At 40.0% G+C, this 15,507-nt stretch carries 11 protein-coding genes and 1 rRNA gene; 10 read left to right on the top strand and 2 right to left on the bottom strand.

Annotation, left to right across the window (positions count from 1 at the left end; translation table 11 throughout):
- Positions 1-140 precede the first annotated feature (140 nt).
- From rrf to EO125_RS07790, 10 genes are all read left to right on the top strand, one after another.
- Positions 141-257: ribosomal RNA gene (gene rrf / locus EO125_RS07745) — 5S ribosomal RNA — on the top strand.
- A gap of 517 nt (positions 258-774) precedes the next feature.
- Positions 775-2,328, top strand: coding sequence for a ClC family H(+)/Cl(-) exchange transporter (locus EO125_RS07750; protein WP_127148392.1), 1,554 nt, complete (start codon positions 775-777; stop codon positions 2,326-2,328).
- Positions 2,329-2,657: 329 nt separating this feature from the next.
- Entirely contained in the window at positions 2,658-3,233 is a 576-nt protein-coding gene (locus tag EO125_RS07755) for a molybdenum cofactor biosynthesis protein B (RefSeq protein ID WP_127148393.1), read from the top strand.
- 289 nt (positions 3,234-3,522) lie between these two features.
- Complete coding sequence (locus EO125_RS07760) at positions 3,523-4,155, top strand: DUF47 domain-containing protein (protein WP_127148394.1); 633 nt, start codon at positions 3,523-3,525, stop codon at positions 4,153-4,155.
- Positions 4,148-5,146 (top strand): inorganic phosphate transporter, encoded by a 999-nt coding sequence (locus tag EO125_RS07765; RefSeq protein WP_127148395.1) that lies wholly within the window; start codon positions 4,148-4,150, stop codon positions 5,144-5,146. Before EO125_RS07760 ends, EO125_RS07765 begins: the two co-directional genes overlap by 8 nt.
- A 181-nt stretch (positions 5,147-5,327) precedes the next feature.
- On the top strand, positions 5,328-5,771 hold the full coding sequence (locus EO125_RS07770; protein ID WP_127148396.1) for an Rrf2 family transcriptional regulator: 444 nt from the start codon (positions 5,328-5,330) through the stop codon (positions 5,769-5,771).
- Positions 5,772-5,799: 28 nt separating this feature from the next.
- A complete protein-coding gene (locus tag EO125_RS07775; RefSeq protein ID WP_127148397.1) occupies positions 5,800-7,185 on the top strand; it encodes a cytochrome ubiquinol oxidase subunit I in 1,386 nt (461 codons plus the stop codon).
- Positions 7,176-8,195, top strand: a complete 1,020-nt coding sequence (cydB, locus tag EO125_RS07780) for a cytochrome d ubiquinol oxidase subunit II (RefSeq protein WP_127148398.1) — start codon at positions 7,176-7,178, stop codon at positions 8,193-8,195. Before EO125_RS07775 ends, cydB begins: the two co-directional genes overlap by 10 nt.
- A 90-nt stretch (positions 8,196-8,285) precedes the next feature.
- Entirely contained in the window at positions 8,286-12,227 is a 3,942-nt protein-coding gene (gene cydD, locus EO125_RS07785) for a thiol reductant ABC exporter subunit CydD (protein WP_164726479.1), read from the top strand.
- Between the two features lie 107 nt (positions 12,228-12,334).
- Positions 12,335-13,492 (top strand): hypothetical protein, encoded by a 1,158-nt coding sequence (locus EO125_RS07790; RefSeq protein WP_127148400.1) that lies wholly within the window; start codon positions 12,335-12,337, stop codon positions 13,490-13,492.
- Between the two features lie 279 nt (positions 13,493-13,771).
- On the opposite strand, the gene EO125_RS07795 is transcribed toward EO125_RS07790, so the two are convergent.
- Positions 13,772-14,083, bottom strand: coding sequence for a hypothetical protein (locus tag EO125_RS07795; RefSeq protein WP_164726480.1), 312 nt, complete (start codon positions 14,081-14,083; stop codon positions 13,772-13,774).
- Positions 14,084-14,162: 79 nt separating this feature from the next.
- On the bottom strand, positions 14,163-15,095 hold the full coding sequence (locus EO125_RS07800) for a LysR family transcriptional regulator (protein WP_127148402.1): 933 nt from the start codon (positions 15,093-15,095) through the stop codon (positions 14,163-14,165).
- Between the last annotated feature and the right edge of the window lie 412 nt (positions 15,096-15,507).

The following is a 15,507-nucleotide window of genomic DNA, read 5'->3' on the forward strand; positions in this document are numbered from 1 at the left end:
GACATGGTTGATAGGCCAGGTGTGGAAGTGCTGTAAGGCATGGAGCTGACTGGTACTAATAAATCGAGGGCTTTACTTAAATAAAACTTGTAAGTTAAATATTATTCTTCTATGTAGTTTTCAGGGAACACCCTGACAAATTCAGTGACGATAGCTACGAGGAACCACCTGTTCCCATCCCGAACACAGTAGTTAAGCTCGTAAACGCCGAAAGTACTTGGCTGGAAACGGCCTGGGAGGATAGGAAGTCGCTGATTAAGAAAACGAAAAGAGACACCGAAAGGTGTCTCTTTTTGTTTTCTAATGCAATATTCTATTTTGCAATGACCGTTTCCAGCCAGATTGATTAAGTAGTAATTAAGTTACATATGACAAGGTCTGGGATAAGCAGGGCTCATGATTTGAAGGAGCGTAGCACGTGCATAAGCAGGACTCATGATTTGAAGGAGTGAAACGACGCGCAAATCATAGAGTATCGCTTAGTTCCTAGCGTAAGGTTTTGTAGCTCTATAGGAGCTAACAAAACCCACAGCTAGGAACAAAAAGGACAAGAGATATATGTCCTTAACGTAAGCTTTTAAAGCCCGAAGGGCGAATAAAACCCACAGTCAGGAACAAAGCAGGGAAAGGAAAGTGTTAAAAGGTAAAAAGGCAAATCGACGCGCAAATCTTGATTTGTTCATACTAGAGTAAAACAAGAACAATTTTACATAATGACAAATCAACTGTAACCTTGTATACTATACCTAGTATTAAGGTAACTAAGGTGATAGTATGATACATAATAAACGAAACAATATTTTCAAAAGACCTAAGATAGAATTTTTTAACACCTTTGATAGGGAAGAGTTTCTTTTATTAATTGTAAAAGGTATTCTTATTGGAATAGTGGCAGGTACGATTGGTTCTGCTTTCAGATATATAATTCATTGGGGAAATAACTTTCGTCACGAGTTTATGGCTAGTGCTACAATAGAGCAAATCATTATATGGACCATTGTTATGATGGTCTTAGGGTGGTGCTGTCATCTATTATTAAAATGGGCTCCTTTATCAGGTGGCTCAGGGATTCCTCAAATTGAAGGAGAAATGAAAGGTATCTTTAACATGAACCCCTTTCCTACATTAGTATCTAAGTTCTTTGGCGGGGCTTTTACTGGTATTGTTGGATTCTCCGTAGGGCGCGAAGGACCATCTGTACAGCTTGGTGGTGCAACGGGTAAATTACTATCGAATTGGTTTGGTAGTTCTCTTCGAGAGGAGCGAATTTTAACGTCTGCCGGAGCAGCTGCGGGATTGACGGCTGCCTTTAGTGCACCAGTATCGGGTGCTATTTTTGTGTTCGAAGAAGTTCATAAAAGTTTTTACCCTAAACTTGTGATTCCTACATTTTCGGCTACCATTTCGGCGAATTTAGTTACTTCTTTAGTGTTTGGACTAACTCCGTCATTGGGATTTTCTGTAATGGAAAGTATCCCTATGGAGTATTTCGCTACACTCCTTATATTAGGTGTTGGAGTAGGTTTCTTCGGGATCTTTTTCAATCGTATGATTGTGGGTGTCAAATCCTTATATGATAAACTTCCTATTTCTAGAGGGTGGAAAATTTCTCTCACATTCTTAGGGGTGACGTTATTAGGACTGGATTCACAGTTACTATTGGGTGGTGGTAATGATGTAGTGACCATGATGGTTGACCATCAACAGACCTTTCAGCTGCTATTATATATTGTTATCGGCAAGATTATCTTAACTTCTATTTGCTATGGCAATGGTGCGCAAGGGGGTATCTTCCTCCCTATGGTGGTGATTGGATCGGCAGTAGGAGCATTGATGTATAGTATATTAGTAGAATTACATATGCTCCCTAATGCTTTCAGTAGTAGTTTCATTATTTGCGGTATGGCAGGCATGTTAGCTGCCTCCATGAGAACACCTTTATTAGCGATTTTACTTGTGTTAGAAATGACAAATAGCTTTCACAGTATATACCAAGTAGGAACGGTGGCAATCATTGCCTATTTAACAGCAGAATTTATGAAAGAATTGCCTATCTACGATAATCTGTTACTTCGGATGAGCCAAGGTTTGGTAGGCGCAGAGGAGGAACAAACATTTTTTCAAACTCGTCTGCAAGTGGTGTGTCCTTATGTAGATATGATGTTGAAAGATATTGAGCTACCGAGGGGAGCTATCATCGTAAGCATTGACCGAGGAGGGCAACCGATTGTGCCTGTTGCGACAACCGTGTTACAGTGTGGAGACGAACTATATGTTTCTTGCACAAAAGGACAGCTAAAAGAGGTGAAAGAATTTTTCAGTCATTAACATTTGCTATAGTGTTACGACAGGAGATATGCTACTATACATATAGGTAGAACTTAGATATTTAGGAATACACGGTGTCTAGCATTAAGAGGATATCTATGGTGTGTAAAGTTTTAATGATACAGGTTTTAATGAGCAGTGTATGAGTAAAACTATATCGTAGTAGATCTAATTTGGAGTTGTATATGCTCTAGAATTTGGTATAGTAAACTTTATGAAAGTTTATATGAGAGCGCTCTCTAGTATGAATGACAAGGTTACCTATTAAAGTTACTGGTTTTACGACCGTTGTAGTATATAGTATTAAATGTAAAGAAAGGAATCATCATATGGCAATGATGGAATTTACAGACCGTCCGTTGACAGTAGCGGTTATTACTGTGTCTGATACAAGAACAAAGGAAACTGATAAAGGTGGAGATCGTGTTGAGGAGTTAGCTAGAGAGGCTGGTTTTGTTGTGGTATCTCGTCAGATTGTGATAGATACAATCGAAGAGATTCAAGGCGCTATTCTTAAGGCTTTCACTGGCAACTATGGTGGAGATGTTCAAGTTTTGAAGACGTCTACAGGTAATGATGTTCGTGCATGGATATATGAGGATAGTGTAGATGTTGCAGATATTATTATCAGTACTGGGGGTACAGGAATTGCCAAACGTGATGTATCTATCGAGGCAGTGCAGCCTCTATTAGATAAGGAGATTCCGGGCTTTGGCGAGTTATTTCGTTTCTTAAGCTATCGTGATGATATTGGTACAAAAGCGTTAGCATCTCGCGCCATTGCGGGAGTAAAAGATCATACGATTTTATTCGCTATCCCAGGTTCTGTGGGAGCTGTTACGTTGGCCATGAAAGAATTAATTTTGCCTGAAGTAAAACATCTAAAGCGAGAACTAATTAAATAATAGATTAGAGATAGCTATCTTTTGTAACTGTGTATTCATGGTGCTGAGATAGCTATATTTTTGCTTTTTACAGACTAAAATGTGATGCTTGTAGATAGTTATTAGATTTATGAGGCATGGTAATGACACTTAAATAGAAGTGAATCAGTCATAGAATGTACTTTTAGTAAAAGATGCAAAGTAGAAACTAAAAAATGCATAGGCTCTTTTGCATTTTGCGTGCACAAGTGATTGGTAACGTGCTATAATGATTATATGTAAATCACATAGTAAGTTATTGGAGGATGTAATGGCTTTCAATTTAAAAGGAAAAGAAGAAAAGTTTTTTAGTATGCTGAATGAGCATGCAGAGCTTTGTCATGAGGCGGCACAGTTGATGCAAGAAGTGTTTGAAGGAGAAGTGGAAAAGAAAGAAGCACTTCGTCAAATTGAACAAAAAGAACACGAAGCTGATGAATTGGTGGCGGCTACGATGGACCGTTTGCGTAAAACATTTATTACACCGATGGACCGTGAAGATATCCAACTATTGATTGATCAATTAGATAATACCATTGATAACATCAAGGAAATTATGGATAAAATGGTGATGTACCAAGTACAAAGTGAACCTACAGCAGGAGCCATTCGCATGGCGGAAATCGTGGCAAAATGTTGTAAGCACATTAAAAAATCTATTTCTTATATGGGAAGCTTAAAGAAAAACTATTTAAAAGTAGAAGGTCGTGCGTTAGAAGTGTTACGTCTAGAAGCAGAGGCAGATGATATTTATCATGTGGAAATGGCGAAACTTTTTACAGAGTGCAGTGATCCTATTGAAATCATTAAGTGGAAGGAAATTCTTAGCTCCATGGAAGAAGTTATCGATGGCTCTGAGACTTTGGTTGGAACATTCCGCCGGGTAGTATTGAAGTATGCTTGATGGTTGGGTGATATGGGCAGTAGTGCTATTAGCGCTTGCCTTTGACTATATAAATGGATTCCATGATACTGCTAATGCAATTGCCACATCTGTATCAACAAGAGCAATTGCTCCGAAAACAGCAGTTATGATGGCGGCAACCTTAAATTTCTTAGGTGCCATGGTGAGTACTGGTGTTGCTAAAACAATTGGTGGCGATATCGTTACTGCCCCAGAGATGATCAATGGTGAGATTATAGTGGCTGCGTTAGTAGGAGCTATTTTCTGGAACCTTTTGACCTGGTGGTATGGGATTCCAAGTTCTTCTTCCCATGCATTAATCGGTGGAATCATCGGTGCTGTACTGATTTCTGTAGGACCAGAAGCATTACAAGTTGGTGGGATTAGTAAAATCTTTATTTCTTTGGTAGCATCGCCTGTTTTAGCCTTAGTATTGGGCTATATTGTGATGAAAATACTGCTGATTCTATTTGGACGATTTTCGCCAATTATCTTAAATGATCGATTCCGAAATATGCAATTGGTGTCTGCAGCGCTCATGTCATTCTCTCACGGCTCTAATGATGCACAAAAAGCGATGGGCATAATTACATTAACCTTAGTAGCTAGTGGTCACTTACAAACCTTAGATGTACCGGTTTGGGTGAAAATTGCTTGTGCTACAGCGATGGCATTAGGCACAGCAGCAGGTGGTTGGAAAATTATTGCTACTGTGGGTAGTAAAATTTTTAAATTGGAAAGTATCAATGGATTTGCAGCGGACTTGAACTCTGCCATAACTATTTTTACAGCTACTTTATTACACTTGCCAGTATCTACGACACATGTTGTGAGTGGATCCATCATGGGTGTAGGCACAGCAATGCGCGTCAGAGCAGTGAACTGGAGTACAGCACGCTCCATGGTATTTGCTTGGTTTATTACTATACCATTATCTGCTGGTGTATCAGCTTTGGCATATGTGATTATTGATGCGTTGGCACATGTATAAAAAATGAAGAAATTATGAAGAAATGTATTGCAACATTCTCAATAATTTCTTATAATAAAGGTAAGAGATGCTCGAAGGCGTATGCACTCGAGCATTTTTTATCGCTAAAAAGTATACTACTAGAGTGTACTTTCCACGCTCATATACAATATATGTTATAGAATCAATAAGGGAGATACCATTGAAGTTTAATCAGGCAACAGACTATGCGTTTCGGATTATCTTATATATGTCTACATTACCATTCGGTACTCGAAAGGTTGGGGCAGAATTAGCAAAAACAAGTAAGATTCCAGAACGATTCTTGTTAAAAATTATGCGCTATCTAGTGAATGCTAAATTATTGCATTCCTATCGAGGTGTAGATGGCGGATTTTCACTAGCAAAAAAACCAAAAGATATCAACTTGTATGATGTGGTGACTGCTGTAGAAGGCGACACATATCTTCAACATTGTTTATATGACTCTGAAAGCTGCTCCCGTGGTTGTCACGGTCAATGTGCTGTACAAGAGGCTGTGGGCAAGATTCAAGCGGTGTTAATAGAAGAGTTAAAAAATGTTGATTTCGAAACGTTGGCAAAACGTGAACGTTCGATTCATATATCATTGCACCATGTGGTCTAAATTTATGTTCAAGTGAGGAGGAATTGGCATGATGGATGCAGTCTTGTTAGCTCGTTTTCAATTTGCATTGACTACGATCTATCACTGGCTCTTCGTACCGTTCACGCTAGGTATGACAGTATTAGTAGCAATATTGGAAATTACTTATGCGCGTACGAAAAACGAAGTGTACAAAAAAATGGCAAAGTTCTGGGGTAAATTATTCCTGATTAACTTTGCAATGGGTGTTGTAACAGGTATCGTTCAAGAGTTCCATTTTGGAATGAACTGGGCAGAATACTCTCGTTTCATGGGAGATATTTTCGGAGCTCCTTTGGCGTTAGAAGCCTTAACAGCATTCTTCTTAGAGTCCACCTTTATGGGGGCTTGGATTTTTGGTTGGGATAAAATGTCCCCTAAAGCACACGCATTTGTAGCGGTATTAGTAGCGATTGGTAGTAATTTATCAGCATTTTGGATTTTAGTAGCGAACTCATTCATGCAACATCCAGTAGGCTATGTACTTCGTAATGGTCGTGCAGAGATGGATTCTTTTGCAGCAATCTTACAAAATGGATACTTACCAGGCCAATATTTACACATCTTTACAGATGGTATCTTAACAGCTGGCGTGATTATCGCATCTGTCAGCGCATGGCATTTATTGAAAAATAATCACGTAGAGTTTTACTCTAAATCTATCAAGTTTGGTTTAGGTGCAGCTGTGATTGGCGGCTTATTAGTAGGCGGCGCAGGTCACTTCCAAGGCCAAACAGTGGCAAAATTACAGCCTATGAAAGTAGCTGCTTTTGAAGCATTGTGGGAAACACATGATCCAGCTCCATTTGCTATTGCAGCAGGCATTGACCAAGAAGGGAAAAAGAATAGCTTTGAAATCGGCATTCCAGGCGCCTTATCTTTCGTGGTTCATGACTCTTTCAAAGGGGAAGTGAAAGGTATCAACGACCTTCAAAAAGAAGCAGAACTGAAACATGGAGCGGGTGATTATGTGCCACATGTAACATCTATGTTCTGGTCCTTCCGTGTGATGATTTTAGCTGGCATTATTATGTTAGTGACATCCATTGTGGGATACTATTTACATGTGAAAGGCAAATTGCTTAACAATAGAGTGGCTCTAAAAAGCATCTATCATTTATTAGCCCTTCCATTTATTGCTAACTCCACAGGTTGGTATGTGGCAGAAGCAGGTCGCCAACCATGGCTTGTATATGGATTACAAAAAACAGCTGATGGTGCATCCAAAGTGGTAACAGCACCAGAAATCTGGACAACAATCATCGGTTTTACAGCTGTATACGTAGTGATGGCAATTGCTGCCATTTACTTAGCAGTAAAACATATCCAAGCGGGCCCTAACGGTAACCCAGCTCATGATGTGGTTGAACAAGAGGAGGCTACATTATGGAAATAATTACAAATAACTTAGAATTAATTTGGTTCATCTTAGTAGGTGTACTATTTACAGGATTCTTCATTTTAGAAGGACTTGATTACGGTGTAGGCATGTGGCTCCCATTCTTGGGTAAAACAGACCGTGAACGTCGTCAATTAATCAATACTATCGGACCTGTATGGGACGGTAACCAAGTATGGATGTTGACGGCTGGTGGTGCTATGTTCGCATCCTTCCCACAAGTATATGCCACACTATTCAGTGGTTTCTACTTGGCGTTGTTCTTGATGTTAGCAGCTTTAATTGCTCGTGGTGTGTCTTTCGACTTCCGTAGTAAAGATAAAAGCCCAACATGGCGTAGTGCTTTCGACTGGTGCATTTTCTTTGGCTCTGCTATCCCTGCACTTCTTTGGGGTGTCACAGTAGGTAATTTAATCCAAGGTACACCAATTGATAAACACATGAACTATGTAGGTGGTTTCTTAGATTTATTGAGCGTATATACGATCCTTTGTGGCGTTGCATTTGTATGTGTATTCTTGTACCATGGTGCATTATATGCTTCCTTAAAAACAACAGGGGAAATCTCTGAACGTGCTCGTGCAGCAGCCTTAGTAGAAGGTGTGATCACAGCAGTTGGTGCGTTGGTATTAGTAGGTGCTACCTATGTGTACACTGACTTATTCCACAGTACATTGGCAACGGTAGCGTTTGCATTAGCTATTGTAAGTTTCCTAGTATCTTGGGGATTTACACGTGCACGCCAAACTGGTAAAGGCTTCGTGTTCAGTGCGTTAACAATTCTATTTGTTACATTGGCTTACTTTGCAGGATTATTCCCTCGCATTATGGTATCCAGCATTGATCCAGCGTACAGCTTAACAATCATGAATGCTGCATCTTCTACATACACATTAACATTGATGACAATCGTAGCATGCATCTTTGTACCTATCGTATTAGTGTACCAAGCATGGGCATATTACTATTTCCGTCATCGTGTATCACAAGATGACTTACACTATTAATCCATAGTGATTTTGAAAGGGGCGTGGTTTCACGTCCCTTTTGTTGTATAAACAAGGAATCCATACGTAATGATTCTGAAAGGAGGTCGTATGTTTCATCCCTTTGCGTGGCAATTAGTGAAATTGCACCCTCGTTCCTATGGGGGGCTATTGTTGCTGACCTTACTTGGTACGGTAGCGACCTTAGGACAAGCCTATGCCTTTGCTCGCATCATTGATAGCTTAGTAGTACAAGGTGAAAGCCTATCCTATGGTATGATGGCTGTCTTAGGAGCCATGATTAGTATGCGTATGGCATGTTCTCATGGAGAACAGTGGCTAAGAGACCATATTGCTAGTGTCGTTCATGAGGACCTACGGAATCGAGTGTTACATCATATGATTGCCCAAGGTGTTCGCCAATCCGAGAGTGCTGGATCTGTTACCCATATTCTGACAGATGGATTAGACCATGTAGATGCCTATATGAGCCAATACATTCCACAAGCTCTCTATGCGGTATTGATCCCTCTTATGATATCCATAGCCATCATCGATTCTGTATCTTGGATTGGATGGATTTTATTAATGACCTATCCTTTGATTCCTTTCTTTATGATTCTTATCGGTAAACAAGCGGACAAATTAAACAAACAACAATGGGAACGCATGCAATTCTTAGGAGGTCATTTCCTTGATGTGTTACAAGGTTTGACGACGTTGAAAGTATTTGGTCGTGCCAAAGAACAGGTTCATGTCATCGGTCGCTTATCTGGCGAATTCCGTGATGCCACATTAAAGGTATTGCGTATCGCTTTCTTATCTGCCTTGGTGCTGGAATTGATTGGTACCATTAGTACAGCTATGATTGCCGTTTACCTAGGGGTGTCCTTAGTGTATGGTGAAGTAGAGTTTTTGCCGGCCTTCTTTATTTTATTACTGGCACCAGATTTCTATGCGCCTTTACGACAACTAGGTGCTGCGTTCCATACAGGATTGTCTGGTAAGGTGAGTTTGACAGCAGTGCAAGAGTATCTAACATCTGGTATAGAAGTAGTTCATACAGGTGAAGAAACACTTACGAGTCCGATGCAAACTATTGAGTTCCGTGATGTGGTGTACGAATATGAGGAAGATCATGTGGGTTTAGAGACTTTCACAGGCGTATTGAAACGTGGGTGTTCCTATATGCTAGTCGGTGAAAGCGGAGCGGGCAAAACGACGATATCCAATGTGCTTATGCAATTATTGACGCCTACTAAGGGGCAGGTCACAGTGGATGGCTATGATTTACAAACCCTAGATAGTCAGTGGTACCACAAGCAGATTGCGTACCTCAGTCAAACGCCGTATATCATGAGTGGTACCTTACGGGAAAACTTACAATTTGGGTTAGAGTCAAGTGATGAAACGTTGTGGAAAGTATTGCAACAAGTGCAATTAGCTGATTTTGTGAGTGCCTTACCATTGGGGCTTGATACGGTGATTGGAGAAGGTGGTTACGGATTATCTGGTGGACAACGCCAACGATTAGCCTTAGGTCGGACCTTGTTGCGACCAGCGCAAATCCTTATCCTCGATGAAGTGACGGCCCATTTAGATGTGGAAGCAGAAAATTTGATTATGCAGGTACTGCGTGAGTATGGTCAAGATAAAATCGTTCTCTATGTGGGCCATCGAGTGCAAACTATGAAGTATGTGGATACTTTATTTGTGATGCAAGCAGGAAGACTAGTTGAATCCGGCAGCTATACGGATTTAGTGGCAGAAAATGGATATTTTGCGTCTTTAGTGAATACCTATAGTAATCCGGTGATGCGGAAACTAGAAACATATGAAGATAGTGCGGTACATAATTTAAGGGATAACAATAAGGCTAGCGTGGATGTGTTAGAACATGATAAACAGGTGTCTTTTAATCCTAATGAACCAAAACAACTGGTATGTTCCCATAAGAATGATAAATACAATGATGCAAGTGATGATCTGATAAAGGATAGAGAGTGTATATCCAGAAGCCAAGTGAGTGCTAGCTCTAATAGGATAGATTGTAACTCAAACTATGATGATACAAACCATACTACAGGTATACCAAGAAGTACGGAGAGATACATACAGCAAAGTAAAGCGATAGATTTCCTAAAGCAACCGAATATACGCCTGGGATTAATATCACTATGGAACTTGCTATCTCAACATAGAGCCTTACTAGTAGGCAGTGTTATGTTTGCTATGACCACGGTACTTATGAATATTGGACTACTGACTACGTCCACATGGCTTATAACGAAAGCCTCGGAGCATCCTGTCTTAGTGGTGCTTAGCTTGGCTATCGTAGGAGTGCGGTTCTTTGGGATTGGCCGTGCCATCTGTCGCTATGGGGAACGGTACGTATCCCATTCTATGGCTTTCCAAGGCTTGTATGAATTGCGCGTTGCCTTCTTTAGGCGCTTAGAACCATTAGTGCCTCGCATCTTTCAATCTATGAAAATGGGTGACCTACTAGGTCGAATTATGGCAGATATTGAAACATTACAGTTCTTTTATTTGCGCACTTTAGTGCCTAGTTTGTCATTCCTCGGAGTTACAGTACTAGGCTGTATCATAGGATATCAATTACATCCTATCGTAGCCATAGTAATCGTGCTGTACAGTATCATTGTAGGTATTATACTGCCAATCATCATTACCTATATGTTGCGCCGAGTCCCTCCTATGCGATTGCATACACGGGGGCAGATGAAAGAAAAATTCATCGAATCTATGCATGGCGTGGTAGATATCATTATGAGCCATCAAGAAACAAGATTTATACAGTCTATGAAAGCATCTTTTACTGCTTTTGATGGTTGGCAAAGTCTATGGAATCGTGGTGTTCGTTGGAATCAGACACTAGTATTAGGATTAGCTCAATCGGCGTTATTAGTGGGTGTAATTGTTGGAGTATGGGTCATCGCTGAAAAGGCCTACGCATCACTATGGGTGGCTGTCATTGCTATCGGCTTGCAATCCTACTTTGAAATATTGCAGCCTATGACGGAAGCATCCTTGCATGGCTATGAAAGTGCGTTAGCCATGGAGCGATTAGAACAGTTAGAAGGGCAACGGAAACAACAGAACCTATCAGTAGATAACGTGGTTGCTCATAGAAGGAGACTTGCTGATATACCCGATGATAATAATAAGCCTTTGCACAAGGTTGAAGACATTGGAACCACTGTGAAGCAGTCACAAAGGCAAGGGATGACAAAGAATGGTAGAGAAAAACTTGTTGTGCCTAAGAAAGAATTTGATGAGCAAAATAGGGAAAAAGGTGATATGGAAATATCTCCTTTGATTAGAATAGGTTCCCTAACCTTTGCTTATGATGTGGTGCCTGTATATGATGACCTTAATTTGTCTATTCAAAAAGGCGAGAAAGTAGCGATTGTGGGGCCTAGCGGGTCTGGTAAAAGTACTTTATTTGCACTATTACAAGGATGGTATGCGTACAGTGGTACTATATCTATTAATGGAGTCGATACAAGGGGGCTTTCAGAGGAACAATTACAATCCTATATGGCATATGTGACTCAAGACATCTATGTATTCCATGCTACCATTGGCGATAACATCCGATTGGCTAAGCCAAGTGCTACAGATGAGGACATTTGGCAAGCCTTAGAAGCGGTACAACTGGCGGACTGGGTACAGACGTTACCAAAAGGGTTGCGTACTATGGTCGGTCAAGGGGGCATGGGTCTTAGTGGTGGACAACGACAACGCCTTGGTATGGCACGATTGTATTTGCGTGATGCTGAAATTCTGCTCTTGGATGAGCCTCTGGAAGGATTAGACCAAGTCACACGGCACTTGGTACAAGATCAGTTGAGTACTTTGTTCCAAGGAAAAACTGTTTTATACATTACACACCATATTGAACAATTGCATGAAATGGATCGTATCTTGTTCTTAGAACAGGGTCACATTGTAGAAAGTGGAACCTATGAAAGTTTATTAGCTTTACAAGGTCGATTCTACGAGTACCATCGATTGAGTATGGAACGAATTTAGTATAGGTGGGGCTTTTCTTTCATTTATAGGGGGACTATGATATAATTGTGGTAAATTATGAAAGTGTATCACGTAGATTCGAATAACCTACTAGATAGGAGATATATATGGGACAATTAGTTACAAAGCTGTTGAAATTAGCCAATGCTGTAACTACACAAACACATATAGAAGCCCCACGTTTACCCGAGCAATTAGAAGATGGAAATACATTGTACGATCATCGTATGCTATCTATTGAGGAAGAAGCGGTGAACCGTAAGATGCGATCTGTGGTGCGTAATCATTGGTTCTTTCATTCTATTATTTTTGAGTTTGAACCGAATAATAAGGTATTTATGAATGTCATCACGAAATTGGGGAATGTCATTAATGTAGAATTTGATGTTGATGATATTTGGTTTGATGATTATACATCTACCATTCAGCTTAAATTAGATGTAGCTAATATAGATATGGGTGGTTTGTTTTTAAATATTATTACTCATATTTTGGGGAATTGGAGCTTACATGTATTGGGGATGTTCTTTAATCCTTTCAGTATCGGTAATGATACGTCATCTATGCGTTTAGAAAAGAAAGGCATTATTCGGTTTGATTTGTCACCCAATAGCCCAGTGCGAGACTTCATTCCTTGGCCACAGCGACCAAAGGAAAGCATAGGACCGGTGTTATTAACAGCCATCAGATCGGGACAATCTGTACTGCAAGTGGAGTACTATGCATTTCATCAGAAGCTAGAAACCTATTCAGCTCCTGAAATGCCGGTCAAAACGAACTGGGTACGCTCCATAGATATGGCGGCTGCTTTGTTACTGCCCATAGGGGTATGGGTGAGTTTTATTATCTTAAACCATTACTTACCACATGAAGAATTACAGGATTTTTCTTTTTCTACGTATTTCTTTATTTCCTTGAGCATTTTACTATTCAGTTTTATCGTCATGAATATTCCTCGGTATATTTATATGTATTTTGAAACGAGGAAAAAATGGCAATCTGTCTTTGTGAGCAATAACATTAAGATACAGATGCGACGATTACAACGACGTATTGCGATGCAGAAACAGGCCCTAGAGAATGATAAAAACGTTGTGAAACGACAAGAGCACATCGTGGAAATGTTGATGCAAATACGGGATAAACGATTCCTAGCACATCGGTTAAAAGTAGCTGATGAAGATCGAGAGCGGAAACAGAAAGTGAAGTTTATCATTGCGTATGTACTGTGTACGTTCCTCGAATGGATGCTCCTTATACACTAAGCACTGATGTATTTTGGGTGGGAGGGGGATATATGTCTGTAAAAAACATGCTGTCGCAAATTGTTTTTATGTCTCACATATCCCTCTTTTTCAAATGTAGTAAGTGCTGAGGTAGGCGTCACATGGGGGTATGCTGCCGCAAATTGTTTTTTACAGATATATATCCCCCTTTTTTTATACAGTCAGTGCTAAGGTAGGCGTCGCATGGGAGTATGCAGTAGTAAATGGAATATGAAAAGGACTGTACTTAGTGTTGAAGCACTTGGTACAGTCCTTTGTTTATTTTTTCACGTCTGGGACGTTGGTTGGGTTTGCTTTAAATGGTGTTTTCACTGGTGTGGCTTTGCTTGGTTCTGGGGCCTCTATGTTAGGATGTTCCCACTCTAGTTGCATGATGCGGAACTGGTGTTGGTTGGCGAAGCGTTTGAGTTGCCAGCTGTCACGTTCTAGCTCTTTCAGTCGCTCTCCGTGAGAGTTACTGATGTTTTCTAGGTTGGTCAAGCGATAGTGAAAGGTATCGCTATGTTCCATGGTGTGCTCCGTATCGATGTGTTCTTTCAGAGTGTCAATTTCTAGTTGCTGTGATATCATCCAATAGGTACTGCTTAGTACGTAGAGGATAATCCAGAACAGTGGTTTCCCTAGGAGAGATCCTGCTTTCAGAAGTAGTTTACTCAGCTGGTTCTTCATGGGTGTCGCCAGGGATTAATGGCAAACGTGCCATCACAAAGTCTAACCATAAGCGGGATGCATGAGATAGGTAATGTCCTTTTTTCCAAATCACGTGTAAGGTATGCATAATTTCAGGGTTCACTAAAGGACGTACTACAACGCTAGATCCTACTTTTGTGTTTTCATCTTCCGTAGGGCATAAGCGGCTAGGTAATAAAGCAATCGCTAAGTGAGCGGCTACGGTTTGTAACATCAAATCACGTTGGCTCGTTTCAAATACAATGTGTGGTTGGAAGCCCACAGATTTACAAGATTTTACGATTTCGTCATGTAGGTTGAAATCATCTTTGTGCAATACGAAAGATTGGTCTGCTAATTGATCGAGGGAGATAGATTCTTCTTCGGCTAATGGATTGTCTTTTGGTAAGATAACGCTGAGAGGATCACTTGTTAAATAAAAAGAATCAAATTCTTTGGCATTCGGTTTGGTACAGATGATGCCCACGTCGATGAGACCTTCTTGGACAGAGATTTCTATTTTTTTAGACCCATGTTCATAAAGTTCTAATTCGATTTGAGGGTAGGTTTGTTTAAACTCACCTAATAATTGTGCAAAGATTGGAGCATCTGTTACTGGCGGTAAACCTATTAATACAGAGCCTTGTTCTAGGCGGAATTCGTTTTCAAAATCGATTTTTAAATGTTCAAACATGAACACAACCCGTTTTGCATGGGTTAAAAAGATGGTGCCACCGTCAGTCATTTCAACGGATTTTGCATTACGAATGAATAATACAACACCTAGCTCATCCTCTAGAGCTTTTATGGTACGGCTGATAGCAGATTGTGAAATGTGAAGATTTCTTGCGGCCTTGCTGAAACTTTTTTGATCCGCCACTTCTACGAAGTATTTTAAGTGATGAAAGTCCATAATGCACCTCTTAAATATGGTAATAACAAAAGCCCTCTTTTTTAGTATGCTATTTAAGCAACAAAGCATGTGTAAATGTAAATTGATAATCGCATAATTAGCAATGCATATAGTGTTTATGGTATTGCGAAGTTCTCGTTCTCAATGTATAATGAAACCATAAGGCTATATCAATTTGTTACGAAGTAGAGTTGCTACTTCACAAATTTGCAAAGAGGTACTATATAACTTATATATTATTACATTTTTGCAACATATGCAATCTTTTTAGAAATAAACGATTCATATTTCAAAAAACATTTTGATACTCAGAGGGGAAGATTCGACCAGCGAGTGCTTGGCTAAGAGTCTATATACATCCCCCTATTTTGTATGTAACTACAAGTGTTAATTTTTATTTGCTGTAAGGAGG

It is taken from the genome of Veillonella sp. VA139 (genome assembly GCF_003992005.1).
Taxonomy (GTDB): Bacteria; Bacillota; Negativicutes; order Veillonellales; family Veillonellaceae; genus F0422.